The organism is Candidatus Enterovibrio escicola (genome assembly GCF_002464935.1).
GTDB classification, from domain to species: domain Bacteria; phylum Pseudomonadota; class Gammaproteobacteria; order Enterobacterales; family Vibrionaceae; genus Enterovibrio; species Enterovibrio escicola.
Genome location: NZ_NBYY01000009.1, coordinates 196,947 through 222,749, shown reverse-complemented (window position 1 = coordinate 222,749; position 25,803 = coordinate 196,947). Strand labels below are relative to the sequence as shown.

The 25,803-nt window shown below is 40.3% G+C and carries 17 protein-coding genes, 1 tRNA gene and 6 pseudogenes; 12 read left to right on the top strand and 12 right to left on the bottom strand.

Going from position 1 to position 25,803, the window contains the following annotated elements:
* The first annotated feature begins 10 nt into the window (after nt 1-10).
* Both BTN49_RS18885 and BTN49_RS02645 read left to right on the top strand, forming a co-directional pair.
* Complete coding sequence (locus tag BTN49_RS18885; protein WP_263363538.1) at nt 11-142, top strand: hypothetical protein; 132 nt, start codon at nt 11-13, stop codon at nt 140-142.
* Nucleotides 143-488: 346 nt separating this feature from the next.
* Nucleotides 489-644 carry a transposase gene (locus tag BTN49_RS02645; RefSeq protein WP_097355894.1) on the top strand — a complete coding sequence of 52 codons (156 nt, stop codon included), beginning with the start codon at nt 489-491 and terminating at the stop codon, nt 642-644.
* Between the two features lie 198 nt (nt 645-842).
* Here the strand turns inward: BTN49_RS02645 and BTN49_RS20100 are convergent.
* Both BTN49_RS20100 and BTN49_RS20095 read right to left on the bottom strand, forming a co-directional pair.
* Nucleotides 843-1,157 (bottom strand): annotated as a pseudogene (locus BTN49_RS20100) (IS66 family transposase); the annotation flags it as partial.
* Between the two features lie 265 nt (nt 1,158-1,422).
* Entirely contained in the window at nt 1,423-1,638 is a 216-nt protein-coding gene (locus tag BTN49_RS20095) for a hypothetical protein (protein WP_150141200.1), read from the bottom strand.
* A gap of 201 nt (nt 1,639-1,839) precedes the next feature.
* On the opposite strand from BTN49_RS20095, the pseudogene BTN49_RS17135 reads away from it, so the two are divergent.
* A pseudogene (locus tag BTN49_RS17135) lies at nt 1,840-2,155 on the top strand (IS5/IS1182 family transposase); the annotation flags it as partial.
* A gap of 89 nt (nt 2,156-2,244) precedes the next feature.
* Here the strand turns inward: BTN49_RS17135 and BTN49_RS02635 are convergent.
* The 4 genes from BTN49_RS02635 to BTN49_RS02620 all read right to left on the bottom strand — a co-directional run bounded on the left by BTN49_RS02635 (nt 2,245) and on the right by BTN49_RS02620 (nt 4,886).
* Nucleotides 2,245-2,337: transfer RNA gene (locus tag BTN49_RS02635), tRNA-Ser, on the bottom strand.
* Between the two features lie 198 nt (nt 2,338-2,535).
* A complete protein-coding gene (csrA, locus tag BTN49_RS02630; protein ID WP_097355892.1) occupies nt 2,536-2,748 on the bottom strand; it encodes a carbon storage regulator CsrA in 213 nt (70 codons plus the stop codon).
* Between the two features lie 750 nt (nt 2,749-3,498).
* On the bottom strand, nt 3,499-3,834 hold the full coding sequence (locus BTN49_RS02625; protein ID WP_146679037.1) for a DDE-type integrase/transposase/recombinase: 336 nt from the start codon (nt 3,832-3,834) through the stop codon (nt 3,499-3,501).
* A 551-nt stretch (nt 3,835-4,385) separates the two neighbouring features.
* A complete protein-coding gene (locus BTN49_RS02620) occupies nt 4,386-4,886 on the bottom strand; it encodes a CinA family protein (RefSeq protein WP_097355890.1) in 501 nt (166 codons plus the stop codon).
* Between the two features lie 141 nt (nt 4,887-5,027).
* Between BTN49_RS02620 and mutS the strand changes: the two genes are divergently transcribed.
* Nucleotides 5,028-7,559 carry a DNA mismatch repair protein MutS gene (gene mutS, locus BTN49_RS02615; RefSeq protein WP_394336629.1) on the top strand — a complete coding sequence of 844 codons (2,532 nt, stop codon included), beginning with the start codon at nt 5,028-5,030 and terminating at the stop codon, nt 7,557-7,559.
* A gap of 409 nt (nt 7,560-7,968) precedes the next feature.
* Here the strand turns inward: mutS and BTN49_RS20090 are convergent.
* From BTN49_RS20090 to BTN49_RS21755, 3 genes and pseudogenes are all read right to left on the bottom strand, one after another.
* Nucleotides 7,969-8,193 (bottom strand): annotated as a pseudogene (locus BTN49_RS20090) (IS1 family transposase).
* A 486-nt stretch (nt 8,194-8,679) separates the two neighbouring features.
* Complete coding sequence (locus BTN49_RS02605; protein WP_097355888.1) at nt 8,680-8,817, bottom strand: DDE-type integrase/transposase/recombinase; 138 nt, start codon at nt 8,815-8,817, stop codon at nt 8,680-8,682.
* A 29-nt stretch (nt 8,818-8,846) separates the two neighbouring features.
* Nucleotides 8,847-9,636: pseudogene (locus BTN49_RS21755) on the bottom strand (IS982 family transposase); the annotation flags it as partial.
* A 510-nt stretch (nt 9,637-10,146) separates the two neighbouring features.
* Between BTN49_RS21755 and gshA the strand changes: the two are divergent.
* Together gshA and BTN49_RS21750 are read left to right on the top strand one after the other, a co-directional pair.
* Complete coding sequence (gshA, locus tag BTN49_RS02580) at nt 10,147-11,703, top strand: glutamate--cysteine ligase (RefSeq protein ID WP_097356055.1); 1,557 nt, start codon at nt 10,147-10,149, stop codon at nt 11,701-11,703.
* 648 nt (nt 11,704-12,351) lie between these two features.
* Nucleotides 12,352-13,077: pseudogene (locus tag BTN49_RS21750) on the top strand (IS982 family transposase); the annotation flags it as partial.
* Nucleotides 13,078-13,303: 226 nt separating this feature from the next.
* On the opposite strand, the gene nadK reads toward BTN49_RS21750, so the two are convergent.
* The gene (gene nadK, locus BTN49_RS02565) at nt 13,304-14,185 is read right to left on the bottom strand and encodes an NAD(+) kinase (protein WP_097355883.1); all 882 of its coding nucleotides are present in this window, start codon (nt 14,183-14,185) and stop codon (nt 13,304-13,306) included.
* 193 nt (nt 14,186-14,378) lie between these two features.
* Between nadK and grpE the strand changes: the two genes are divergently transcribed.
* The 3 genes from grpE to dnaJ all read left to right on the top strand — a co-directional run bounded on the left by grpE (nt 14,379) and on the right by dnaJ (nt 18,448).
* Complete coding sequence (grpE, locus tag BTN49_RS02560) at nt 14,379-14,978, top strand: nucleotide exchange factor GrpE (protein ID WP_097355882.1); 600 nt, start codon at nt 14,379-14,381, stop codon at nt 14,976-14,978.
* Nucleotides 14,979-15,187: 209 nt separating this feature from the next.
* The gene (gene dnaK / locus BTN49_RS02555) at nt 15,188-17,101 is read left to right on the top strand and encodes a molecular chaperone DnaK (RefSeq protein ID WP_097355881.1); all 1,914 of its coding nucleotides are present in this window, start codon (nt 15,188-15,190) and stop codon (nt 17,099-17,101) included.
* Nucleotides 17,102-17,347: 246 nt separating this feature from the next.
* Nucleotides 17,348-18,448, top strand: coding sequence for a molecular chaperone DnaJ (dnaJ, locus tag BTN49_RS02550; RefSeq protein WP_097355880.1), 1,101 nt, complete (start codon nt 17,348-17,350; stop codon nt 18,446-18,448).
* A 40-nt stretch (nt 18,449-18,488) separates the two neighbouring features.
* Here dnaJ and dapD read toward each other — a convergent pair whose 3' ends face one another.
* Together dapD and BTN49_RS02540 are read right to left on the bottom strand one after the other, a co-directional pair.
* Nucleotides 18,489-19,520 (bottom strand): 2,3,4,5-tetrahydropyridine-2,6-dicarboxylate N-succinyltransferase, encoded by a 1,032-nt coding sequence (dapD, locus tag BTN49_RS02545; RefSeq protein WP_097355879.1) that lies wholly within the window; start codon nt 19,518-19,520, stop codon nt 18,489-18,491.
* Between the two features lie 33 nt (nt 19,521-19,553).
* Nucleotides 19,554-19,928, bottom strand: coding sequence for a YebG family protein (locus BTN49_RS02540; protein ID WP_223823645.1), 375 nt, complete (start codon nt 19,926-19,928; stop codon nt 19,554-19,556).
* A 514-nt stretch (nt 19,929-20,442) separates the two neighbouring features.
* On the opposite strand from BTN49_RS02540, the gene BTN49_RS13745 reads away from it, so the two are divergent.
* The 3 genes and pseudogenes from BTN49_RS13745 to BTN49_RS20075 all read left to right on the top strand — a co-directional run bounded on the left by BTN49_RS13745 (nt 20,443) and on the right by BTN49_RS20075 (nt 25,674).
* Nucleotides 20,443-20,589, top strand: a complete 147-nt coding sequence (locus BTN49_RS13745) for a hypothetical protein (protein WP_158523575.1) — start codon at nt 20,443-20,445, stop codon at nt 20,587-20,589.
* An 845-nt stretch (nt 20,590-21,434) separates the two neighbouring features.
* On the top strand, nt 21,435-24,833 hold the full coding sequence (gene recC / locus BTN49_RS02535; RefSeq protein ID WP_097355878.1) for an exodeoxyribonuclease V subunit gamma: 3,399 nt from the start codon (nt 21,435-21,437) through the stop codon (nt 24,831-24,833).
* A 583-nt stretch (nt 24,834-25,416) separates the two neighbouring features.
* A pseudogene (locus tag BTN49_RS20075) lies at nt 25,417-25,674 on the top strand (transposase).
* Nucleotides 25,675-25,803: the final 129 nt, after the last annotated feature.

Here is a 25,803-nt window from a genome sequence, read left to right as displayed (position 1 = left end):
GGATTTGGGCATGAATAACTTCAACGTTATTTTCGTTGATGTCGATGACATCTGCCAGACTGTCCTCCCTGCATGGGAAAACACTTGGTTTCTTTCGATGTTCAAACAAACAAAGAAACAAACTTTATCATCTCTCAGTTAGCGAAGTAATACCGATAATGAGAGCTTTCTATCAATCGGGATATCGAGATTTAAAACCTATTACATCCACTTTTTTTGCCGATATCTCACCAATAAATTTCCTGAATTAATTAACTACACACGAATCTGTAAGTTCATGCAAGGTGTTCTAGTTCCGTTTTGCTCTTACCTCACTCACCGTCAGGGATTGCCTTCGTTGATTTGTCTAAGATATAGGTTTATCACAACCTACGCATCCTCAGATATCAGTTTTTAAAAGTATCACGAAGCGAGGAAAAGGCACGATGGGATGGTTCTAAGGTTTTAAATTACACAATGACCACAGTGGTATTATCTCAGTCAAAGTGATGACAGATAACGTGGAGGATAGAAATCCTGTGGCGGAAATAGCTGATGAGATTTTGGAGTGTTTATACGGAGATAAAGGTTATATCTCTGATCCGTTGGAGCGGGAACTTGCAAACAAAGGAGTGATACTAATAAGGGGTGTGAAAAAAAGATGAAACCCAAAGTGATGAAACTTTAGAGCCTCCTAATGCTCTAGAAATGATTTATTATTGAAATCGTTTTTGACCGTAAGCGTTCACCAGAGGTGGTTTGATTAGGTATTTATGAGATTAAACACGTTGAGATAGGATTGCTTGCCGATTATCGATGACACTATATTACTAATGACATCCAATGCAGATAGCTCATGTTTCTTACAAGTTTCCACCACGGACAGAACAGGTGAATGGAACTGAACAGAACTGGTGTCGCGTAGGATCTAGCCAGTTATAACTACCACATTGGTTGGTTATCACTATCGCGTGGCACTGTTCATCCAGCAGTTCTTTTGCTGTTTCCTCATTACGACGATAACGAATGGTCTGATATACCGCATTACTACCACTGAGGAGTGAGATCCATCGGGTAGCCGTTTCCCTATTTCGTTTGTGCATTGTTTCATCTAGATGAATAACAGCAGATTGTTTTATAGGGTCATTCAGCGCCTGATGCAACGGTGTTAACATACTACTGACTCGTCCTCGGGCTTAACTAATCAGTCCGATAGAAAAATACGTACCGTATTGATCCATAAAAAGGCGCTGGATGTTATGGACACTTAGGTGATATTGGCCCAGATAAAACGGCAATGTTGCTAAGCAACCGAGGGCCTAACTGACTTGATGGGACATCATCTAGCAAATTGGCTCGGACGGTATGGTTATAGTGCTGGCACCGACCATAAAATAACTGATATTTAGTAATATCCAACGATGCTTTGGGTAACTCAAAGACTTAATGATAATGGGTAAACTCCGTATTAGGAATAAAATTCCCACCGTATTGGGTGTAGCAGGTATCTGGCTGATAACACACGATGTAATCAGTTTCTTTGAACTCGCTTACTGGTTTTTTGAGATTTTTTTGCGCGTTCTTCGCTGCGGGGGTGTCTGATGATGGAGAGCCTGATGAGTTCCTTGAACTAGCAGGCAACCTATTTTCATTACTCACAAAGCTTGTTCTATAATTCACGGATGAGTGTGTTGGCTTGCTCGGAACCTAGTGATTCTACCGTGGGTAGTTTATTTTAATAATGCTTTTTTTTTCATGAAGTCAGTTTGGTAGACTGAGAAGATCACTCAATAGGAATTGTCGAGTGGGATATGATTATCACTTATTTCTTTTCAATGGGGGACTGGTGAACGATTACGTCATCACGTACTGAAAAACAAAGGAATAACACCCAGTATTCCACCTCTAAGCAATACGGGAGACTGGGAAGTGCATCCTAGAAATCAAGCTGTAAAGGCGTTAAAAGAAGATTAATTGGTGGATTGGAAAAAGGATAGGGATTATGAGAAACGCGCATTATAAGAGACAGCAACGTTTCGATATAAACCAGTTACTCAGCCCTAGTAGACTTACTCTTCGTGATTACAATGCTCAAGTTGCTGAAGCACTAGCAAATGTAAAAGTAATGAATAAAGTCATAAGACTCGGTATGCCTGTCTGCCAACAGATAAATTAAGACTGTAAAGAAGATTTGGATCAGTGCATTATGGGTCTGATTTGATCAATAACGCCACCCTGATATATGAAAAACAGGCAAGGTAAAAATGGCGGTGAAGGAGGGATTCGAACCCTCGATACGGCTATAAACCATATACTCCCTTAGCAGGGGAGCGCCTTCAGCCTCTCGGCCACCTCACCGACTTGCGGATGGTCATATTACTTCGAGCCACGGATATGTCAAACACTTTATCTTGAGAAATCAACACCTATAAGGTGTTTGTTCATTTCCTAGACAGATTGATAATGAACTGCGTACTAAATTCATTGATCTCTGTTTAAATTAGCTATTAGACAATAACATAAAGACTGCTTGTCTGGATCGAGGTTTTGGAAATTCTAAATACGTTTTGCATAAAAATGACCAATAGACGGAGCAGCATTACCTTTTTCAGCTTGGATACGCATGTAGATTTCTTCACGGTGTACTGATACCTCTTTCGGTGCATTCACACCAATACGTACTTGGTTGCCTTTTACACCCAGTACAGTCAAGGCTACTTCATCACCAATCATCAGCGTTTCACCTACGCGACGAGTCAAAATAAGCATTTTTCTATTCCTTGAATAATTACAACTTTCTTTTTATTGAGTTTGTTCGGTCTGCATATCTGCACGAAGTAAATTTACATGGCATCTTAAACTACTAAAGGAATTTTTAACTACTATTTTCCTTTGTTTAGTGTCCTTTGGACAGGTATTCACTCATGCATTTATTATTTGTATGAGTTTAATATTTTCAATATGGCTTATATATTAGGCCAACTCCAGTTAGTCAATGATATTTTGCATAATAAATATATACATTGTGGTTTTTGTATCCAGAAGATCTGGATAGCAAGTGTAGATTAAGATAGGATATATTGTCTGTTGGACACATATTCTCATCGAGATAGTAGTTGACCTTGCATCCGAGTCTGAAGTGCGACACCTTACAACCAATCTGGTAATGATATTTCTTTAAAAATAACGGTAGACGGGTTGAACCCTAAACATTTCCTAGACCCTGATTGATCCCTATTTGAGGGAAGCTCCTATTTTCATCTGGGACCATTTTTAGGTTTGTTCATTCAGTTATGCTTGAATTCAGATAATAACTAAGAATATATCCCAAATAGGGCATTCTTCGGCACTGAAGTGGTGTGCGTTTTATGATCAAGCTGCTTGCTTGATCCGTTGCTTATACGTTCCCTCCAAAAAAGATTTTGTCGCAAAGTTATACAGAAGTAGAAACATACTAATTTTTAGATTCAATTAGGCTGCCTGTGAGTGTTGCGGTGACTCCTTTATCTGATTTCCATCTTAGGCACTGATGCATTTTACCTTTACTTTCCGGTAGCTTTGCTCGAGCAAGTTATTCAAATACTTAACTTGAAGCATTTCAATCACGTTGAGCATCCTTCCTGTAAAGCAGAGTTGGATGTTTATATTATGCAGCGCTAGCAAATTGGTACAACTCCTATCAATTACCACCTTTCTAGGTAAACCGTTATGGTTAATGTCCTTGTTGAAGCAGGTTCTAGCTACTTTCTCATCACTGTGTTCGCACAGTAGAGAATTATTGACATTATCAAACTTATCAGCAGCCAAATAGTAATACTTCCACTTACCTTTTACGTCGATATATGTTTCGTTCATCCACCACGAAGAGACGACAGGTTTTTTATTCGACGAGCCTGCTGTTCCAGCAAAGGGCTTTGCCACTTACCTAAATGCTTGGGTTGCGGTCAAGGGTAACATAGAGTTAACTTTAGTTCTAAGGGGAAAGATTGTCTGAAATGAGGAAAATGTTATATACGGGAAAGTATGGTCAAAATAGGCGTTCACCTGTTTCCTAGAGTGAACTATTGGCAAGTTGTCTTAATTTTGTCTAGATAACTTCGTATTCCTTTCCATAATCACTCCAATTAGAAGCGTTTGCATTTTGGGTTTATGGCCTTGAAGTTATAGCGAGCTTGTAAGAAGGGGTATGGAAGTGATAGCTATGTCAGCAGGCGACTTGGTAGATGTAATGATGAGCGACACCAAACGTATCCAGCTGTAGCAGATCTTTTCTAAGAGGTAGCAGGTCTTCATTTCTTAAAATGTGTGTTTTGTGGGAGAGGGATGGAGTTGGTTAGTCTCTTCTACCCAAGCACGGTGTCTTCTTAGATTTATTTGCTCCCGATAGTGGTTAATTGATATGTATTTTATTCTCGCTCTGATTGTTGGTTTTCAAGATAGGACTGAAATCCGCATAAGCTGTGAGCGATGGCATTACGACGAATCACATACCTATCTCCCTTAAAGAGGTTAGTTTCAGTCACCACTCCCGACCTCGTTGCCCAACCAAAACATACCATGCCAACTGGTTTGGCTTCACTACCACCTAGGGGACCAGCAATGCCGCTTACGGCAAGGCCATAATCTGCATTGGAGGCGCTCACTGCACCACATGCCATTTCAGCTACCACTTCTTCACTGACGGCGCCACAAGTTACTAGTGTTTCTTCCTTTACCCCGAGCAATTCATATTTAGCCTCATTGCTGTAAGCCACAAATGCACGTTCAAACCATGCCGAGCTCCCTACAATTTCCGTCAGTATATACGAAATACCGCCACCGGTACAAGACTCTGCAGTTGTCACAATCTCACCTGAATTTCTCAGAAAAATGCCAATTTGCATGGCCAATTTTAATAAATATTCCATTATTCCCTCTGCTTTACTTCATTTTTCCAGCATCGTGAGGAGGACACTTTACAGCGATTCTAGTATCCTTATCATATTATCCACATTTTGTAATATCGCAGGTAAACCGTGACAGAACAAGTAGTAGAACACCACACACCTATGATGCAACAATACCTAAAATTAAAAGCTCAACATCCTCAAGAATTTCTTTTCTATCGAATGGGTGATTTCTATGAGCTTTTTTATGATGACGCAAAGCGTGCATCAGAACTTCTCGACATTTCTCTAACCAAACGCGGCGCGTCTGCAGGTGTACCTATACCGATGGCTGGTGTCCCCTACCATGCAGTTGAAGGATATCTAGCACGTTTAGTTCAAATGGGAGAATCCGTAGCACTTTGTGAGCAAATTGGAGATTCGGTAATCGGGAAAGGTCTGGTAGAACGACAAGTGGTACGTATCATTACGCCAGGAACTGTCTCAGATGAAGCACTACTTAGTGAACGTGTTGATAACCTGCTTGCCTCTATTTTTATGCACGGAGACCGTTTTGGCTATGCCACACTTGACATCACCTCTGGTCGTTTCTTGTTGAGCGAACCAAATACCGAAGAAGAAATGAGGGCGGAACTTCAACGTACACAGCCTGCAGAATTATTATATCCAGAAGACTTTACCCATATTTCTCTCATCGGAATGTGTAAAGGAAGCCGACGTCGACCTATTTGGGAATTTGATCTCGATACAGCCAAACGGCAGCTCAACCAGCAATTCAACACTAGAGATTTAGTAGGTTTTGGTGTGGAAAAGTGTTCACTCGGACTTGCTGCTGCCGGATGTTTGATGCAATACATCAAAGATACTCAACGGACTGCGATGCCACATATTCGTACCTTGGTGAAAGAGAATAAAGCTCAATCGGTGATACTAGATGCGGCAACCCGTCGTAACTTAGAGCTTACCCAAAATCTATCTGGTGGGCTTGCGAACACTTTAGCTTCCGTGTTAGATAAAACCACTACCCCCATGGGTAGCCGTTTGCTTAAACGTTGGCTCCATCAGCCTGTCCGTAATTGCACTATCATCAATGAACGATTGGATGCTATAGACGTGCTTAAAGAATCCGGTATGTATGTTGAGCTTACCCGTGCCTTGAACCCTATCGGTGACATGGAACGCATTCTGGCGCGCTTGGCGCTACGTTCAGCACGCCCTCGTGACATAGCTAAACTCCGCAGTGCCTTGCAACAACTTCCAGAGATAAAAATGCTGCTTGATGAACTCTCTGACGACTCTATTACTCCGTTGAAATACGCTTCAGCACCTATGCCTAAACTAACACACCTCTTGGAAGAGGCAATTGTAGAAGTACCTCCAGTGGTGATTCGTGATGGAGGTGTGATAGCGACAGGTTATAACTCAGAATTAGATGACTGGCGTGAATTGGCCGAGGGTGCAACCCGTATTCTTGAAGAACTCGAGCAACGGGAACGGGAACTCCATAACATTGATACCTTAAAAGTTGGCTACAACCAAGTACATGGTTTTTATATTCAGGTTAACCGTGGTCAAAGTCATTTAGTGCCCCCACATTATGTGGGTAGACAGACGCTAAAAAACGCTGAGCGTTATATTATTCCCGAATTAAAAGCGCACGAGGATAAAGTACTTAACTCGAAAACTAAAGCGTTAGCGATTGAGAAAAAACTATGGGAAGATCTATTTGATAAGTTGTTACCACATTTAGAAATGTTGCAATCTGCAGCAGATGCACTTTCTACACTGGATGTGTTAGCAAACCTAGCAGAACGTGCAGAAACGCTTAATTATTGTCGACCCATATTCACAGACACTCGTGGTATCAATATTAAGGATGGGCGTCATCCAGTGGTAGAACAAGTACTCAATGCACCGTTTATTGCTAACCCAACCATTTTAGATCTAAACCGTCGTATGCTCATTATTACGGGACCTAACATGGGTGGTAAATCAACTTATATGCGTCAAACAGCGTTGATAACCTTGTTAGCACATATTGGTTCATATGTACCAGCAAAATCGGTAACCTTAGGAACGGTTGACCGTATATTCACCCGTATCGGTGCATCCGACGACTTGGCATCGGGGCGATCTACCTTCATGGTCGAAATGACAGAAACCGCTAATATTCTTCATAATGCCACTGAAAACAGTCTCGTCCTCATGGACGAAATTGGTAGAGGAACAAGTACTTATGATGGTTTATCGCTAGCATGGGCGAGTGCGGAGTGGTTGGCAGAAGAACTCAATGCCATGACCTTATTTGCAACACACTATTTCGAACTGACAGAGCTTTCTGGTCAGATAAGTGGCCTAGTAAACGTACATTTTGATGCAATCGAACACGGTGATGCAATTACATTTATGCATGCTGTTCAGGAAGGGGCAGCTAGCAAATCATATGGTCTTGCTGTAGCAGGACTAGCGGGAGTGCCAAAAACAGTGATTCAACGTGCTAAACACAAGCTCCGACAACTCGAAGCTAGTGGATATAACGTGGTAACAGGTGAAGATATACATCTCCCCGCATCACAATTATATGCGATTATGGAGCTAAGCGATGCAGAAAAAGCTTTAATTGAGATAGAATTAGATGATTTGACCCCACGCCAAGCATTAGACGCTTTGTATCGTTTGAAGGCACTAATTTAGGTTTAATTAAAAAATTATGCAGAAGTAGAAGCATATTGATTTTTAAATAAAATTAGACGGTAAGCGCGTAGAATTTATCCCAACCATATAAATTCTTTGGGTTTTTGAGTTGTCTATTTCTAATCATCGATCACAGCTCTATGCCAGCAAGTTATTGCGGTGGTTCCTTTATCTAATTTCCATTCTAGGAACTGATGCATCTTACCTTTGACTTTCCGGTAGTTCTGTTCGATTAGGTTGTTAAAATGTCTAACTTGAATACTTAAATTAAGTTGAGCATCCTCCACGTAAACTAGAGTTTGATATTATGCAACGCTCACGCATTGGCACCACTCTTATTAATCACATCTTTTCAGGTAAACCCTTATGATCATGTATTCAATAGGTTGATTATGGTTTAAAGGTAATACTACCGTTTAATGAATATACAGATCACCTTTTCGTGCATTTCCGTTGATTTTGAGTATTCAATAGTTTTTCGGTTGAGTTATTTCAAGCGTGTACGGAGGGTTAAATTTTCCCTCTCAATGCGTGGTGTATAGAATTTGCCAACAATGTGTTTAGTTTCGGGAAGGATTTCGTACACATTGAAACCGCCCGACACTAAAATAAAATATTGAATATGGGTAACCAATTAAAAAGTAAATTAAATATCTTTCTTCCACGACACCTTAATACGTGAGCAATGATTCTTTCCAATCAAGGCTCCCAAGCATACCTCGCGCCAGCGAGGGGTATTTTTATTACCTAAGAAAGACCATTGCTCATCTACTTCGCAGATAAGCACCACTTCTAGTACATCAAGAGGGAATGTGCTTATACAGTGTAGTGTAAGTTTTTTAAAACGCGGCCAACCGAATTATTCATAGCAAGTTCAACAAGTTGCTCTTTTAATTCCGCCTTATAAGCCCTTTATATGTATTTAAGCTGGAAGGTTCAGCAACATGCTTGGCAACGATATCGTTAGTGTCCAGCAAGGCCGATATCCTGCTTTTTAACTGTTTTTTTGCGGGTAAAAACAACATTGAACGTCAAGGATAGCTCTCATGATCACTATGCAAAAGAAAGTCATTTTATACGCAGAAAAACCTATTAAATACATGACCACAGTTATGGGCTATTACCTTGTTGAAGAAGGTATAATTACTTTCTCATCACGGTGTTTGTACAGTAGAAAATTAATGATATTACCGAACTTATTAACAGCCAAAGGGTAATACTTCCACTGATCTTTTACCTTGATATATATCTCGTCCATCCGTTACGAAGATGCGACAGGCTTCTTTATGCGATGAGCCCAGCCAGGAAGTTGACCATACAGTTGAGACAATTACGGTGCCAAGAATGCTCGATGTGGGATATGTTTTTAGTTGATCAAAAACGGTTTCAATAATCAATTGTTTCCGGAGCATCAGGCGATCTCAAAGTTTCATGACTTTGGGTTTCCTATTCTTTTTTACACCCGTTATCAGTATAACTCCCTTGTGTGCAAGTTCCCGCTCCAATGGATCAGAGAGATAACCTTTGTCTCCGTATAAACACCCCTAAAGTTCGTCAGTCATTTCCGGTACAGATTTCCTATCATCCACTGTCACTTTGACTGAGATAATATCACCTTTATTATTGATAATAACGTGTAATTTGAAGTCGTAAAACTACCCTATCGTTTCTTTTCCTCGTGTCGCAGCACCTTTAAAAACCTGATGTTTGAGAATGCGTAGGTTGTAACAAACCTGCAGCTTAGATGAATCAACACAGGCAATCCCTGACGGTGAGTGAGATAAAAGCCAAGCGGAACCAAATCACTTTGCATGAGCTTGAGTATTTGTGTGTAGCTGATTCATTCAGGAAATTCGTTGGTGAGGTAGCTGCAAACAAAGTGGATGTAATAGGTTTTAAAGTCTCGATACCAAAATTGATGGAAAACTGTCACTATCCTCATCACTTCGCTAACTGGGAGGCGAAAAGGTTTGTTTCTTTATTTGATACCGGAAGAAATTAAATGTTTTTTCCATGCATGGAGGAAAGTCCAGCAGAAGTCGTCGACATTGACGAAAACAGTGTTTAGGTTATTTATGCCCAAGTTCTTATGTAGTCAATAGTTTTTTTAAACAATCAGATCGCAACTTTGGCATTTAGTTAATTTCTTATGCGTAGTTCAAACTAACTTAGCACTTCAGTTTGCGATAAAATCGAACTTCCTACGTTTATCCTAAAATAATTTGGAGTGCAGGTTTCAGCGAGATTTACTGATGTCATGATCAAAGCATCCCTTATATAAGGGGAGTGCGCTCCCTTAAAAAGGGATAACATCAAGTTTATAGAGTAAGTAAACGTTTTTTACGTGGGCAGATAAATGTCTATTTCTTCGTTAAACTCCCGTGAACTAAACTGATTTCTATGAGAGTCGTTCTCGAATTGAATGCACTGATGACCTCTAAAATTGAGCTTCTTCAAGTTGTTTTGGTATAGTGAGCTCATGAATTAAAACAATGAGATGGCTTTTACTGATCAGAGTGATTAAGCTTGTCGGTTTTAGTCTTTTCTAATATAAATGAGTACAGCCTTGATTAGTTTTTCTCAACGGTTGGCGGCGCTGTCTGAACATCCCAATGCGCTAAAGGGTCTTGGACGAGGTATTGAACGCGAAGCTCTGCGTATCACGTCGGAAGGAACATTGTCGCTTTCTGCCCATCCTCCGGTATTAGGATCAGCCTTAACGCACAAGTGGATAACTACTGACTTTGCTGAATCACTGCTGGAATTTATCACCCCAGTAAGCTATTCAGTATCTGAAACACTGACTCAGTTACAGGATATCCACAGATTTACATATCGTTCACTTGATGGCGAAATGCTGTGGCCACTGTCCATGCCTTGTTATGTTGGAAATCAAGATGAGATAAACTTGGCACAATATGGCACATCAAACGTGGGTCGAATGAAAACTCTTTACCGTAAAGGTCTAAAACATCGTTATGATAGCATCATGCAGGTTATCTCCGGTGTACACTTCAACTTCTCATTTTCTCAAAGTTTTTGGCAACTGTGGATTAGAGATCAGACAACGTACACAACTCAAGAATATATATCTGATGCGTATTTGGGATTGATCAGAAACTACTACCGTTTTGGTTGGATACTTCCATATTTGTTCGGTGCGTCACCTGCACTTTGTGGTTCGTTCATCAAAAATACAGAGAGGGCTATGAACTTTGAAACCATTGGTAAGGAAGGGACATACTACTTGCCCTATGCAACGTCACTTCGTTTGAGTGATTTTGGTTATACAAATAGCACACAGGGTGTATTGAAAATTGGGTTTGATAACCTTGCGCAATACTTGGAGGGTGTACGGGATGCAATGCGAACACCATCGGTAGAGTTTGCCGATATTGGTGTGAAAGATGCATCTGGCTATTGTCAACTTAATACGAATGTGCTGCAAATTGAAAACGAACTGTATGCGCCAATTCGCCCTAAACGGGTGACGAAGAGTGGGGAAAAACCGTCAGATGCACTAGAACGGGGTGGTGTGGAGTACATTGAAGTACGTTCTCTTGATGTTAATCCATTCAGCCCGATAGGTATTGATGAAACACAAGTTTACTTCCTTGATTTGTTCGTGATTTGGTGTGTATTGTCGCCATCAGAATTGATGGCGGATTGTGAACTTCGATGTTGGCGTGAAAACTGGGATAAAGTGGTGATGGGAGGACGTAAGCCAAATCTAACTTTACAAATTGGTTGTAACGGTGAGCAGCTAACCCAAACTGAGTGGGGGCATCGTGTTTTTGCAGACTTAACTGATCTTTCTGTCGTCATGGATAAAGCATATGGAGGTGATAAATACCAGTCAGTTTGCCGAGATTTAGTGACGTGGTTCGATTATCCTGAAAAAACGTTGTCAGCACGTTTGCTAAAAAAGATTATCTCCCAAGAGAGTATTAGCAAGGTCGGGTTGGGGATTGCCGCTGACAATGCTGCTCTTTTCTCTAAGGGTGACTATTTAAAATTCACCGAAGCACAATTCCGAAAAGAAAGTGAAGCGAGCCTTCAACGTCAGCGAAACGTGGAGCAGAGTGACGGTGTGAACTTTGAACAGTACCTAGCGGAGTATTTTGGTGGTAGTTTATCTCCTTAATGAGATATACTTTCATTGCGCGAATTCAAGTTTATCATTGAGTCCTACCTCCCTTATTAGCTGTTTACCAGTGTGCATTTATGTCTATTTTGGTTAGAGAGTCGAAATAAGAAACTTCAAATCCGTATAAGCTTGGCTTTTTCAAGCTGAATAATTTTAAGGCTAGGTTTTGTGGTTGGAACGTATACGTAATGAATTTAGCAATTAGGTTGACCATTAAACTCATACAACTTCAGTGTCACAAATGCCTTACTTGGGATATATGTTTAAGTTAATCAAAGGTTGTTTCGATGATGAATCGATTTCTCAGCATTAGACTAGCCGAAAGCTTCATTATCTTTTGTTTCATGTTTTGCGTGTATCCGTGATGAGAGCACCTCCCTTCTCATCAGGTCATGTATTTAATGGGTTTATTATGATTTAAAGGTAATACTCACATTCAATGAATGTACCGATCACTTTGTCGTTTATTTTACCTAACGGAGGGACCCATCCTTAATTTGAGCTAATTGAGATGATCGGTACCAAAGTCTTTTATTCTTCTTCAACCTGCATATCCTGTAATAACACCACAAACGATTAATAGTAGAATGTCAGAGAGCGTGTGGTAATTTTCCATGTTTGGCGGCATATTTGATAATAGAAGGCTATTCAAACAAGCCTTTTCGCCTGGCAGTTAGTGAAGTGATGACGATAGTGATAGCTTTACATCAATCTAGATATCGAGACTTCAAAGCCTATTACATCCATTTTGTTTTCCTCTGCCTCAGCAACGAATTTCCTGAATGAGTCAGCTACACGTGAATGCTCATGCGCATGCAAGGTGTTCTGGTTCTACTTTGCTTTTACCTCACTCACCGTCAGGCAAAACCGACAGGGATGACCTTCGTTGATTCGTCTAAGCTACAGGTTTGTTAAAACCTCCTCATTTTCAGATATCAGGTTTTTAAAGGTGCTGAGAAACTAGGAAAAGAAACGATGGGGTGGTTTTACAGCTTCAAATTACACCTCATTATCAATGACGAAGGTGGTATTATCTCAGTCAAAGTGACGATGGCTAATGTGGATGATAGGAAATTTGTACCGGAAATGACTGACGAACTTTAGGGGTGTTTATACGGAGACAAAGGTTATATCTCTGATCCATTGGAGCGGGAACTTGCACACAAGGGAGTTATACTGATAACGGGTGTAAAAAATATGAAATCCAAAGTGATGAAACTTTGTGATTGCCTAATGCTCCGGAAACAATTGATTATTTAAACCGTTTTTGAACAACTAAAAAACATATCTAAAATCTAGCATCTTCGGCACCGTAGTTGTATTAGCTTTATAGCCAATTTGCTGGCGGGGTTTATCGCGTATTCATTTTAACCAAAGAAGCCGAGCATCAAGATGACTTGCTTGATAAGCAAGCGCTTATGCAGATCTGAGGTTAATTTTACAAACGTAAGGTTCTGAATTGTAATGTGCAGTGGTAGACTTAAACACCGATATTTATTATTTTGTTGATATGAACAGCACAAACTGTGTTTATCTACAGTAGGTTATTCCGTGGTGTTAATGATGAGGAATTTGTAACGATATTAAAAAAGAAAGCTCAAAATAATTTATTAGACCAGCCAAGTTTAGTACGTAGTGTCTTATAATAACTGTAATTTTTTGGATGTATCAGTCGTAAAAATGAGGGGCTGCGATAAATATGAACTTCATCGCCAGGATTTACGGGAAGAGATACTTGACTGTCACAGCTAACTTCCAGTGTGCTGCCATTATCAGGTGATACAACCAGTTTGATATGACATTTTGCATCCACCACGAGTGGGCGGCTTGAGAGCGTGTGTGGAAACATAGGTACTAAGGAAATTGCATCTAAACTGGGTGATAAGATAGGGCCACCACTAGAAAGGTTATAGGCTGTTGAACCTGTTGGCGTTGCGATAATCAGTCCGTCTGAGCGCTGGGAAAATGCGAAGTTATCATCAATGTACACTTCGAACTCAATCATGTGTGCCACTTTCCCTGGATGAAGTACGGCTTCGTTTAGTGCGGTGTTGTGGCTTGTGATCTGACCATGACTACGTACTTCGGCTTCTAGCAGGAAACGTTGTTCTTCGACATAATCATTGGTAAGAACAGAAAAAAGGACGTCTTTGTAATTATCTGGATCAATGTCGGTTAAAAATCCGAGATTACCTCGGTTTACGCCAATCACTGAAATGTCGAAATGCGACAAGACACGGGCGGCACCTAGCATGTTACCGTCGCCTCCAATAACAATAGCAAGATCTGCCTTCTCTCCGATAGAAAGCAGATCATGAAAATCCTGAGTAGGGATATGTAAGTAGTTATCAAGTCGACTGTCGACCAATGTGCGATAGTCTTGCTTAGTTAACCAATGGTAAAGGCTCTTATGAGTTGCAATTGCATCTTGATTTTTGGGTTTTCCGACCAGAGCAATAGTGTTAAAACTCTTTGACATCTTACTTGATCCTAGGTTGTTTAGTTGCTCTATATGTAAGTGATGCTTTTAGACTTGTCGTGTTTTGCCAAGTATGCCACCTTGAAACACAACTATACATCCCCATAATAAGAGAAATTATTGAAATTAATTTTCCCATATCTTTAAGATTGGGGCGTTAACACAGAATATCGTGTCGGAGAGAGCATGAGTTATGAATAAAGAAGAAAATAAGATCCAAGAAGCATCTCATGATAAAACAGTGCATGTGAAAGTAGAAAATGAACCTGATGCCGAAATATCTACAATGATTACTCGGATCAGCGAGCTTGAAGTGGCGCTTGAAATCAGTGAAGAAAAGGTTAAAGAACAGCAAGATACTCTATTACGTGCCCGTGCGGATATAGAAAACATTCGTCGTAGAACTGAGTTAGAAATTGATAAGGCACGTAAGTTCGCGCTTGAACGCTTTGCCAATGAGTTGTTGCCAGTGATTGATAACATGGAACGTGCTCTTGAGATGGCAGACGGGGAGAACGAAGAGCTTCAGCCTATGTTGGAAGGCGTGGAACTTACACTGAAAACAATGAAAATCACGGTGGAGAGATTTGGACTGATAGAGCTAAATCCAGAAGGAGAACCTTTCAATCCAGAATTGCATCAAGCGATGTCGATTCAGGAAAGTGTTGACCATGCGCCAAATACGGTCATTTTTGTGATGCAAAAAGGCTATGCATTAAACGGACGTGTCGTACGTCCAGCGATGGTTATGGTATCTAAAGCTGCTGAGGCTAACGTTGACGAAAAAATATAAATCTATTGCAAGAATAAGAAACTATCTAGTTCCTAGGTTGCAGATTTTTATCCTTGAGATGCTAAAATAAAAAAATATACCCTTATTTTAACTGTCATCAGATACAGAAAAGAAATAAAAAATTTTCTTTGTTAGGGTTGAACCATGAATACCGACACCCCATATTAGATATCAACGTAACATATAAGACGAATTTCGGAGAAAACCAAATGGGTAAGATCATTGGGATCGACTTGGGCACTACCAACTCTTGTGTCGCTGTGCTTGACGGTGGCAAACCACGTGTTATCGAGAACGCTGAAGGTGATCGTACAACACCGTCGATCATTGCATATACTCAGGATGGTGAAACATTGGTGGGTCAACCAGCAAAACGTCAAGCTGTAACTAATCCAGAAAGTACGTTGTATGCAATCAAACGATTGATTGGGCGTCGTTTTGAAGACGAAGAAGTACAGCGTGATATTCAGATAATGCCGTTCAAAATCGTTAAAGCTGATAATGGAGATGCTTGGGTAGAGGCGAAAGGCGAAAAGATGGCCGCACCTCAAATTTCTGCCGAAGTTCTGAAAAAAATGAAGAAAACAGCAGAAGATTTCTTGGGTGAAGAAGTCACTGCTGCCGTAATTACGGTTCCTGCATACTTCAATGATGCACAGCGACAAGCCACCAAAGATGCAGGACGTATCGCAGGTCTTGAGGTTAAGCGTATCATCAACGAACCAACTGCAGCAGCACTGGCTTATGGTTTGGATAAGGAAGGTGGAGATCGAACTGTCGCAGTATACGATTTGGGTGGTGGTACATTCGACATCTCAATCATCGAAATCGATGAAGTAGAAAATGAAAAAACCTTTGAAGTATTGGCGACGAACGGTGATACCCATTTGGGTGGTGAAGATTTTGATAACCGCATGATTAATTATTTAGTTGATGAATTTAAGAAAGATCAAGGAATTGATCTGCGAAAAGATCCACTAGCGATGCAGCGTCTAAAAGAAGCTGCAGAAAAAGCAAAAATTGAACTGTCTTCAACAACTCAAACCGACGTGAACCTACCGTACATCACTGCAAATGCATCTGGTCCTAAGCACATGAACGTGAAAGTAACGCGAGCCAAGCTCGAGTCCTTGGTTGAGGATCTTGTTAAACGTACACTGGATCCATTGAAAGTTGCTCTAGCAGATGCAGATTTATCAGTTAGTGACATCAATGATGTTATTTTGGTTGGTGGTCAAACACGTATGCCTTTGGTTCAGGCTAAAGTGGCTGAGTTCTTCGGTAAAGAAGCGCGTAAAGATGTGAATCCTGATGAAGCAGTTGCAGTTGGTGCAGCGGTGCAAGCGGGCGTCCTGTCCGGTGAAGTGAAAGATGTTCTGCTGCTTGATGTTACCCCACTGTCCTTGGGTATTGAAACCATGGGAGGTGTGATGACTAAGCTAATCGAGAAGAACACCACAATCCCAACTAAAGCAAATCAGGTATTTTCAACAGCTGAGGATAACCAAAGTGCAGTGACTATTCACGTACTTCAAGGTGAACGTAAACAAGCTATCTATAACAAATCTCTTGGCCAGTTTAACTTGGAGGGTATCCAAGCTGCCCCCCGTGGTATGCCGCAAATTGACGTAGTCTTCGACCTTGATGCTGATGGTATTCTCCATGTGTCAGCTAAAGATAAAACTACAGGTAAAGAAACAAAGATCACGATTCAGGCATCTGGTGGTTTGGGCAACGAAGAAATCGAACGCATGGTTCAAGAAGCGGAAGCTAATAAGGAAACTGACAAAAAATTTGAAGATCTAGTGGCGTCTCGCAACCAAGCTGATCAAATGGTACATAGTACTCGTAAGCAAGTTGGAGAAGTAGGTGATGCTCTTCCCGCTGATGACAAGGAGAAGATCGAAGCGGCAATCGTTGATTTGGAAGATTCACGTAAAAGTGAAGATAAAACAGTAATTGATGAAAAAGTGCAAGCACTGGTCGCAGTTTCTCAGAAGTTAATGGAAATTGCACAACAGCAGGCACAAGCAACACAGTCGCAAGATTCTCCCGTAAAAGCGAAGCAAGAAGATGATGTCGTCGATGCAGAGTTTGAGGAAGTTAAAGACGATAAAAGATAAAGTTAGCGAATTTATCTAAATTAAAATTAATTGCAGTTGTAGCAAAGCTAGAAGTAAGTGAATTACGGGACATAGTTAAACTATGTGATTGGGAATAATAAAGCTGTAGTTTCAAGATTCCAAGTAAAATAAATGGGTACAGCAGTTCTATTCCACACGGGCGTAGGAGGATACTTCTCTGCCCGTGGTTGTATGATACGAAGCGGGTTAAGGTTCGCTTAGTATAAAACAGGTGACGACTAAAAAATGTCAAAACGTGACTTTTATCAAGTGCTTGGCGTAGACCGTAGTGCCAGTGAGCGCGATATCAAAAAAGCGTATAAACGTCTAGCCATGAAGTTCCACCCTGATCGGAATGCTGGTGATGAAACGGCATCCGACAAATTTAAAGAAGTAAAGCTTGCGTACGAAATCCTCACTGATGACAAAAAGCGCACTGCGTATGATCAACATGGACATGCTGCATTTGAACAAGGTACCATGGGTGGCGGTAGTGCAGACTTTAGCGATATCTTTGGTGATGTATTTGGTGATATTTTTGGGGGGAGCCGTCGCGGTTCGGATCTGCGTTACAACATAGAACTATCTTTGGAAGACGCAGTGCGTGGTGTTACCCGAGAAATTGATGTTCCAACGTATGTAAGCTGCGAGCCTTGTGGAGGCAACGGTGCTAAGCAGGGAACTTCACCTCAAATGTGTGGAACCTGTCACGGCCAAGGCCAAGTGCAAATGCGACAAGGTTTTTTTGCAGTACAACAAACGTGTCCAACATGTCATGGTCGTGGCAAAATTCTTAAAGACCCTTGTAGTTCCTGTCATGGCCAAGGGCGTGTCCAAAAAAATAAAACACTTAGTGTTAAAATTCCAGCAGGTGTTGATACGGGTGATCGTATCCGTCTGACGAGTGAAGGTGAAGCTGGAGAATACGGCTTACCCGCAGGGGATCTGTATGTTCAAGTTCACGTGTGTGAACATCAAATTTTTACACGTGATGGTAATAATCTTTATTGTGAAGTTCCAGTCAGTTTTACTATGGCTGCGCTTGGTGGTGAAGTTCAAGTTCCAACACTGGATGGTCGTGTAAGCCTGAAAGTACCGATTGAAACACAAACCGGTCGCATGTTCCGAGTGCGTGGTAAAGGTGTTAAATCAGTACGTGGTGGTGGCATCGGTGATTTGATCTGTAAGCTGGTTGTTGAAACACCAGTAAATCTTATCGGTAAGCAAAAAGAGCTATTAAAAGAGTTCGAAGAAACCCTAGGTGGCAGTGGAGCTAAAAAGCACAAGCCTAAGTCAGAGGGCTTCTTTGATGGTGTCAAAAAGTTCTTTGATGATCTGACAAACTAAGGTAAGAGCCAGATATCAAAGATTATATTTTACCGAATATTTAGTTGTTGGCGTGAAGATCTGGATTTAATTTAATCGCTGATTTGTTATCTTTACATTCTATTTTTCCTGATACTGAATTGCGTCGAAATAATAGATCTGACTTACCCGCCAAATCTCGTGCCTTTACGATCGCTACTTCGTTTCCGCTTGGGTCAAGTATTGTGACTTTTGTACCCGCAGTAACATAAAGACCTGATTCGATAGTGCAACGGTCACCCAACGGGAAACCAAGGCCAGAATTTGCACCCAATAGACTGTTCTCTCCGATAGAGATGATGAGCTGACCACCTCCACTTAGTGTACCCATTATGGATGCCCCGCCACCGATATCGCTACCCTTTCCTACCATCACACCTGCAGAAATACGACCCTCAACCATGCTTACACCTACAGTGCCTGCATTAAAGTTTATGAACCCTTCATGCATCACTGTAGTACCTTCACCTACATATGCCCCCAAACGAATTCGTGAAGCATCAGCAACACGAATACCTGATGGAACAACATAGTCCAGCATCCTTGGAAATTTATCGACACAATGTACAGTTAGCGTTTTGCCATTTAATCGTGCTTTCATTTGACGTTCAGCAAGTTCAGGTAGATCGATAGCGCCTTGGCTAGTCCATGCAATGTTATGCATAAGACTGAACATACCATCTAAAATAATGCTGTGTGGTTTAACAATGCGGTGGGAAATCAACTGAAGCTTCAGGAAGCTTTCAGCAATACTTGTAGGTTTTTCGTCTGCCGAGAGGAAAATTAAGATCAATGGTTGGTTTGACGTGGCGGCTTTTATTGTAAATGCAGCGGATTCTTTTTCATTAGCTGAGAAAAATACAGAGGAAATTTCTTCACATTGTGTTGTTTGTACCTCACAAACATTGTTGCCTTCTTTGTAAGCTACTATATTAGCTAAACTGAAATACAGTTCATCTGATGGATGGAGTACAGGGGTTGGGAAAAAAGCTTCAATAATTTTTCCGGCTTTGTTTTTAGTGGCGATACCAAATGCTAGTGCATAACTTTCCATGCTCGGGAACTCTCCTCGTCTATATTTCTAGGTTTATCGACAGCAGATACTAGTGTATATAAGTGAAGGTGGTAAGGTCGAAGATTGAATGAAGAAAAATTTTGATATTTTAGGCAGCTTGAACATCATCATTTTTAATGTTCTTCGCTTTCTTTTTTGTCGGTTTTGTTGTGGGTTTACACTTAGTATCCAACGAACAAAGTATATCTTCTTAGTTTTGAACCAAGAACATTGTAAGTCCTTAACGTTGAGATCTGCATTAGTAACTACATTGCTTTTACCCAATAATTTAAACAGTCCATTATCCATTTCGAGCATTTTGTCATAGGAATCTGCTTCAGTTCTAGAGGTAAAAGTTATTTTCTTTTCTCCATTGCGATCCACCGCGTATTTGATTATTACGGGCATGGTTAATTTTCCTATAGTTTGTTTATTGTCTACTTATTAGAGTAGAATGTTTAATTTAGCCTCAATTAGTTTGATGACCTTGGAAAGGTTATTAGAGACCTATCTATCCTGTATGTCAGGATTAATTTATCCCTTTGTAGGTGTTGAGTTCCATCAAAAATGGATAAGATTAAGTGTTGCGTCAGTAAACTTAACCTATAGGAGGGTGTTATTGCGATAATTTTATTGTTAGATCCTTGTGAAATAAACTGATCTCTCCTATGAGGATTTATCTCAAACCGAACGTATCTACGACTTCTGATATTGATCAATAACAAGTTATTTTGGTATAAATTACCAAGTCGTCATCTGATCGCTTAAGTAAAATTATCAGTTGCATAAAGATGTTAGCATGAATAATTCAAACGCTGTTTTTGCCAATTTGTGTCAGGATTTCCTTTTTTCCTAGAAAAAATACCTGATTTTCGGTGCTAAAACAAAGAGACAACCTCTTCGCCCTTCAATCAGTGAAGTCATGATGATTGTAGTCTCTTTTCATCAATCTAGGTTTCGTGATTTTAAAACCTATTATAAGCAATGTGTCTTTTGTTACCTAATAATATCTGAGCTGCGTATAAGAAATAAACTAAATATTCAAGTCGCGATTAAATCGTTTGAATAGAATTATCAGTTGCATAAAGAATTTATGCCATGCAAAAATCACGTTTATGCGATTCCGGAAATTAATAGATGAGAGTTTATTCATGATGAGATGATAGCAAAAGCTTTGGATGTTAAGATTTACTTTGCCTACCATTATTCTTCATGGAAACGAGAGCTAAATAAGAATGTTAATGGACTTCTGATACCATTTATAAAGAAAGGGACAAAATTATGTATATAATTTAAGCATCATTCGATTTCTTTAAAATGAATGGCATTATCAACTTGATTAGAAAGTGTAGCTTTTCAGATTTAAACTCAAGTTTTGTAGAAAAATACTTCAGGGTGTTAGACCTACTATGACTCTTTCAAACCTCTTTCTGATTGGCTATTTAACAGTCAGTTGCCTTCGTCATTTATCATCGCTGTATTGCTTGGTCTTGTGTTTCTTATTACAGCAGTGATTGGATCATTTTTACGCCTGAAAAAATTGTCATTTTTACCGATCTACGCCGCATTTACATTCACTTATGGAAACTAGTTCAACCGTTCCCTATAAAACAGTGGATTGGATGTAGTCCATTAATATGGATATTGAATATTGCCATCAACTTCCAATTATTTTATTTTTGTAACTGATTGTTGCAACTTTAGTTGTTGGATATATATTGATACAATATCGCTGACTTATTTCTCTACAGTAGAAATTTTCCACGGTCGCTGTGTGATGATTAAAAAACCGACATCTCGTGAGTCTATTTGTTTCATGAAACTACCAAAGTTTATATTTTATCATTGTATCACATTGTACTATTGAAACCATTCAGCCATTATCTCTCCATCATCGATCTTGAGAGTTGATCTGTGTTTACTGTTTATCATTCGAATCAGTTAGATCTGCTAAAAAACCTGTTACTTGCCGTCATTCATGAAAAGCCACTGAGCAACCCATTACAGAAAGAACTGATTTTGGTTCAAAGTCTTGGCATGGCGCAGTGGCTCAAGTTTGAAATGGCGAAAGAAAAAGGAATTGTTGCTAATGTTGAATTTCCTTTGCCAGCAAGTTTCATTTGGAAGATGTTTACTAAGATCCTATCTGATGTACCACAACGCAGTTTATTTAATAAAGAAGTTATGACGTGGAAGCTGATGAAGGTGTTACCGGAACAGCTTAATAACCCAGATTTTTTAGAACTTAAACGCTATCTTGAAGATGGAGATGAGAATAAAGAAAAAACCTATCATCTTGCGTGCAAGATTTCCGAGCTCTACGACCAATATTTGGTGTATCGTCCTGAATGGATAAAAGCGTGGGAGAGTGAAGACATGGTGCCTGAGCTTGAAGGTGAAAAACGTTGGCAACCCCAGTTATGGCGTGCACTTTATGATTACACTTTAGAGCAGGGGCAATCACCTTTTCACAGTGCGAATTTATATGAAAGATTCATTGATGCTCTGAAACCTCAATCCAAAAAGCTCGGATGGCTATCTGGTATTGAACGTGTGTTCATATTTGGAGTCTCTGCACTTCCTCCGCGTTACTTAGAGACGCTTAATTTATTGGGTGAACACATCGATGTGCATTACATGTTTACCAACCCCTGTCGTTACTATTGGGGAGATATTAGAGATAAACGTTATCTGGCACATCATGAGACGGTGCAGAAAGAACGTATAAGCCGTAGGACGGCATCAAAAGAACGGTCTCAGTTTTCCGTTATGTTGACGACTGAAGTCAACAATGTTGAAGTAGGAAACAGCCTTCTTGCATCGATGGGTAAATTAGGATATGACACTCTGTTGATGATATCTGAACTTTCCTGTCATGAAGTAGATCAGGGATTTATAAGTGTGTCACGAGACTCTCTACTTCATCATATACAGGCAGATATTTTGGATCTCCTCGAACCTGGGAACTTACATGAAATTACTCACAGTGAGAGCAAAATAGGGATATCAATCGATGATCGTTCGCTATTGATAGAGGCTTGCTATAGTCCTATGCGAGAAGTTGAAGTTCTGCATGATCGATTACTGGAAATGTTTGAAAGTGATCAAATGCTTACACCGCGAGATATCGTGGTGATGGTAGTAGACATTACCGCATACAGTCCTATGATCCAAGCTGTATTTGGCAATGCACCTGATGAGCGCTTTATTCCATTTTCTATTTTTGATCACTCCACCAATCAGGAAAGTAGGATTTTAAGCACATTTATAGATTTACTTCATTTACCAGATAGCCGTTGTAGTGCTTCTGAGTTGCTTGGAATCCTAGAACTTCCTGCAGTATTGCGTCGTTTTTCTTTTGATAATAAACAGTTCGAGAAAGTGAAGTTTTGGGTAAAAGAAGCAGGTATTCGTTGGGGTTTAAATGATACCACAGCATCACATTTCTCGCTCCCTAAGCAATATCAAAACACTTGGATTTTTGGATTAAACCGAATGTTATTGGGCTATGCCATGCAGAGTGCAACTGGATTGTTTAACGGTGTGCTAGCATATGACGAAGTGCAAGGACTCGAAGCTGATGTGGCGGGTAAGCTGGGTGAATTTTTTCATGTTCTGCTCACTGTGCAATTACTGTTAATTCAGGAGAAAACTGGTGAGGAATGGGTACGAATATTGACGTCACTCTTTGACGATATGTTCACACTTGATAATAATGAAAAACTTGTTGGTCGGCATATCCGTGATCAGTTGGATAACTGGTTAACAGAACTTAAAAATGCATGCTTTAGCGGTTCGATTTCGCTCGCTATTGTGCGTGCTTACCTGAAAGAAAAACTAGTCTTGGTACCGATCAGTCAGAGCTTTCTCGCCGGACAGGTTAACTTTTGTACACTGATACCTATGCGTTCTATCCCATTTAGTGTGGTGTGTTTGCTGGGGATGAACGATAGTGATTATCCCCGCATTATTGCCCCAGTTGGTTTTGATTTAATGTCGGGCCGTTCGCGAGTGGGTGATTGTACACGTCGTGACGATGACCGATATATGTTCCTTGAAGCACTACAATCTGCAAAACAGTATTTTTACATCAGTTATGTGGGTCGATCTGTGCAAGATAATTCGGAGAAAGTTCCATCAATCTTGGTGACCGAATTGTTGGATTATTGTCGTCATGGTTACTGTGTCGAGGGTGATCAGCCTTTGGCAGAAATAGAATCTAGCAAATACCTGTTGGCACATTTGGTACACTATAATCCTTTAGTGCCATTTAGCCGCGATGCGTTTATCGGTTCACGTGCAAGCTATGCTAATGAGTGGTTAGCTGCCGCCAAGGGGGAAGGTGAACAAGCTTCGCCTTTCTTTAGTGATGATGTCTTAGATGTTGATAGCGATTTTAATTCAGATGTTCTTGAACTTACTGAACTACAGCGCTTTTGGCACTTACCAGTGCAATATTTTTTTAATCGGCGGTTAAAAGTATTTTTTGAAACACTGGATGGGGAAATGGAAGATACTGAGCCTTTTACATTGGATAACCTGCATCGATATCAATTACATGACGCCTTGCTTTCCCATTTGATTGAAAAAGGTAGTGACAAGGAGTCACTGACTACTTTTGCACAACATCAAAAAGCATCAGGAACACTGCCGTTAAGCTCTTTTGGTGAGTTGATACTGGAAAGTGAACAAGAATCTACACTGGCACAATATGGCGTGCTGAAGCCACTATTTAACGATCGTCGAGATGCCTTAGAGGTTAATATTCAAGTGCCAACCACCCGTGGTACAGTTAAATTACAGGGCTGGCTGGATGAGAGATATCATTCTGGCCGTATATTGTATCGCAGCGGAAAGGTTAGAGTTAGCGACAGACTAGCTACATGGATTGACCATCTTTGCCAGTGTACCTCTGGCGAGGGACTTGAAACCAGATTCTTTGGCGTCGATTATGATATAATTTTTGCTCCAATATCTCCTGAAGAGGCACTTCGTGGCTTGGCATGCTATTTGGAAGGTTATTTCGAGGGTATTGAGCGTCCTTACCCTTATCTACCGAATACAGCAATGGTGGGCTTACAGGCATGTATCGATAAAAAAGGTCACTGGGCTTCGGATGAAGCTGCACGCGATAAGGTGAGGCAAAAAATGCGCAGCGTATATGAAGGGAAATTTCTACAAATAGGGGAAAGGGAAAATCCATACGTTGCTCGTGTTTGGCCTGAAGCATCAAATACCTTATTGGATGAAATGTTCAATATTAGTACTCAGGTTTTGTTACCTGTGCTTCTGGGAGAAGAGAAAACAGTCTAACGAAAATTGTCAATCTGAATTATGAAAACAAAGCGAGATGTCTAAATGTTATTTGCTGCAGTTCTTTAGTAAACCTGAACTGTGCATAAGAAATGAACTGAATGCCCCAGTCACAATCTGATCGTTTAACAAGAACTATTGACCGAATAGGTACTTGGCATGAATAACTTAGACGCTGTTTTCTAGACGCTGTTTTCGTCAATATCAACGACTTCTACTAGATTTTCCTCTCTGCACGAGAAAAACACCTAATTTCTTCCGGTGTTAAACAAAGAAACAAGCCTTTTTGCCTCTCAGTTAGCGAAGTGATGACGATAGGGATCACCTTCCATCAATTTGGGTATTAAGACTTTAAAACCTATTACATCCACTTTGTTTTCTTTTTAATCACCAACGAATATCCTGAATTAGTCAGCTACATGCAAATGCTCAAGCTCATACAGGCTGTTCTGGTTCCGCTTTGTTCTTAACTTACTCACCGTTAGAGATTGCCTTCGTTTATTCGTCTAAGCTACAAGTTTATTACAACCTACGCATTTTTAGACATTAGGTTTTTAAAAGTGCTTAGAAACGAGGAAAAGAAATGATGGGGTGGTTAGACGGCTTTAAATTATACCTTATTATTAATGACCAAGGTGGCATTATCTAAGTCAAAGTGACGACGGATAACGTGGATGATAGGAAGCCTTTACCGGAAATGACTGACGAACTGTAAGGGTGTTTATACGGAGACAAAGGTTATATCTCTGATCCATTGGAGCAGGAACTCGCAGACAAGGGAGTGACACTGATAACGGGTATGAAAAAACATATCCCAAATCGAGCATTTTCGGCACTGTGATTTTATCAGCTTTTGGTCAATTTAATATATGGGTTTATCGCGTATTCACTTCAACCAAAGAAACCGAGCATCAAGATGACTCGGCTTGATAAGCAAGTGTTTATGCAGATCTGAGGTTTATCAGCTTAT

What these genes read in the sequence shown, in the direction of transcription:
- BTN49_RS18885 (WP_263363538.1), top strand. Translation starts at nt 11, where the DNA reads ATGAATAACTTCAACGTTATTTTCGTTGATGTCGATGACATCTGCCAG.
- BTN49_RS02645 (WP_097355894.1), top strand. Translation starts at nt 489, where the DNA reads ATGACAGATAACGTGGAGGATAGAAATCCTGTGGCGGAAATAGCTGAT.
- csrA (WP_097355892.1), bottom strand. Translation starts at nt 2,748, where the DNA reads ATGCTTATTTTGACTCGTCGCGTAGGTGAAACGCTGATGATTGGTGAT.
- BTN49_RS02625 (WP_146679037.1), bottom strand. Translation starts at nt 3,834, where the DNA reads ATGAACGAAACATATATCGACGTAAAAGGTAAGTGGAAGTATTACTAT.
- BTN49_RS02620 (WP_097355890.1), bottom strand. Translation starts at nt 4,886, where the DNA reads ATGGAATATTTATTAAAATTGGCCATGCAAATTGGCATTTTTCTGAGA.
- mutS (WP_394336629.1), top strand. Translation starts at nt 5,028, where the DNA reads ATGATGCAACAATACCTAAAATTAAAAGCTCAACATCCTCAAGAATTT.
- BTN49_RS02605 (WP_097355888.1), bottom strand. Translation starts at nt 8,817, where the DNA reads ATGGACGAGATATATATCAAGGTAAAAGATCAGTGGAAGTATTACCCT.
- nadK (WP_097355883.1), bottom strand. Translation starts at nt 14,185, where the DNA reads ATGTCAAAGAGTTTTAACACTATTGCTCTGGTCGGAAAACCCAAAAAT.
- grpE (WP_097355882.1), top strand. Translation starts at nt 14,379, where the DNA reads ATGAATAAAGAAGAAAATAAGATCCAAGAAGCATCTCATGATAAAACA.
- dnaK (WP_097355881.1), top strand. Translation starts at nt 15,188, where the DNA reads ATGGGTAAGATCATTGGGATCGACTTGGGCACTACCAACTCTTGTGTC.
- dnaJ (WP_097355880.1), top strand. Translation starts at nt 17,348, where the DNA reads ATGTCAAAACGTGACTTTTATCAAGTGCTTGGCGTAGACCGTAGTGCC.
- dapD (WP_097355879.1), bottom strand. Translation starts at nt 19,520, where the DNA reads ATGGAAAGTTATGCACTAGCATTTGGTATCGCCACTAAAAACAAAGCC.
- BTN49_RS02540 (WP_223823645.1), bottom strand. Translation starts at nt 19,928, where the DNA reads ATGCCCGTAATAATCAAATACGCGGTGGATCGCAATGGAGAAAAGAAA.
- BTN49_RS13745 (WP_158523575.1), top strand. Translation starts at nt 20,443, where the DNA reads ATGATGATTGTAGTCTCTTTTCATCAATCTAGGTTTCGTGATTTTAAA.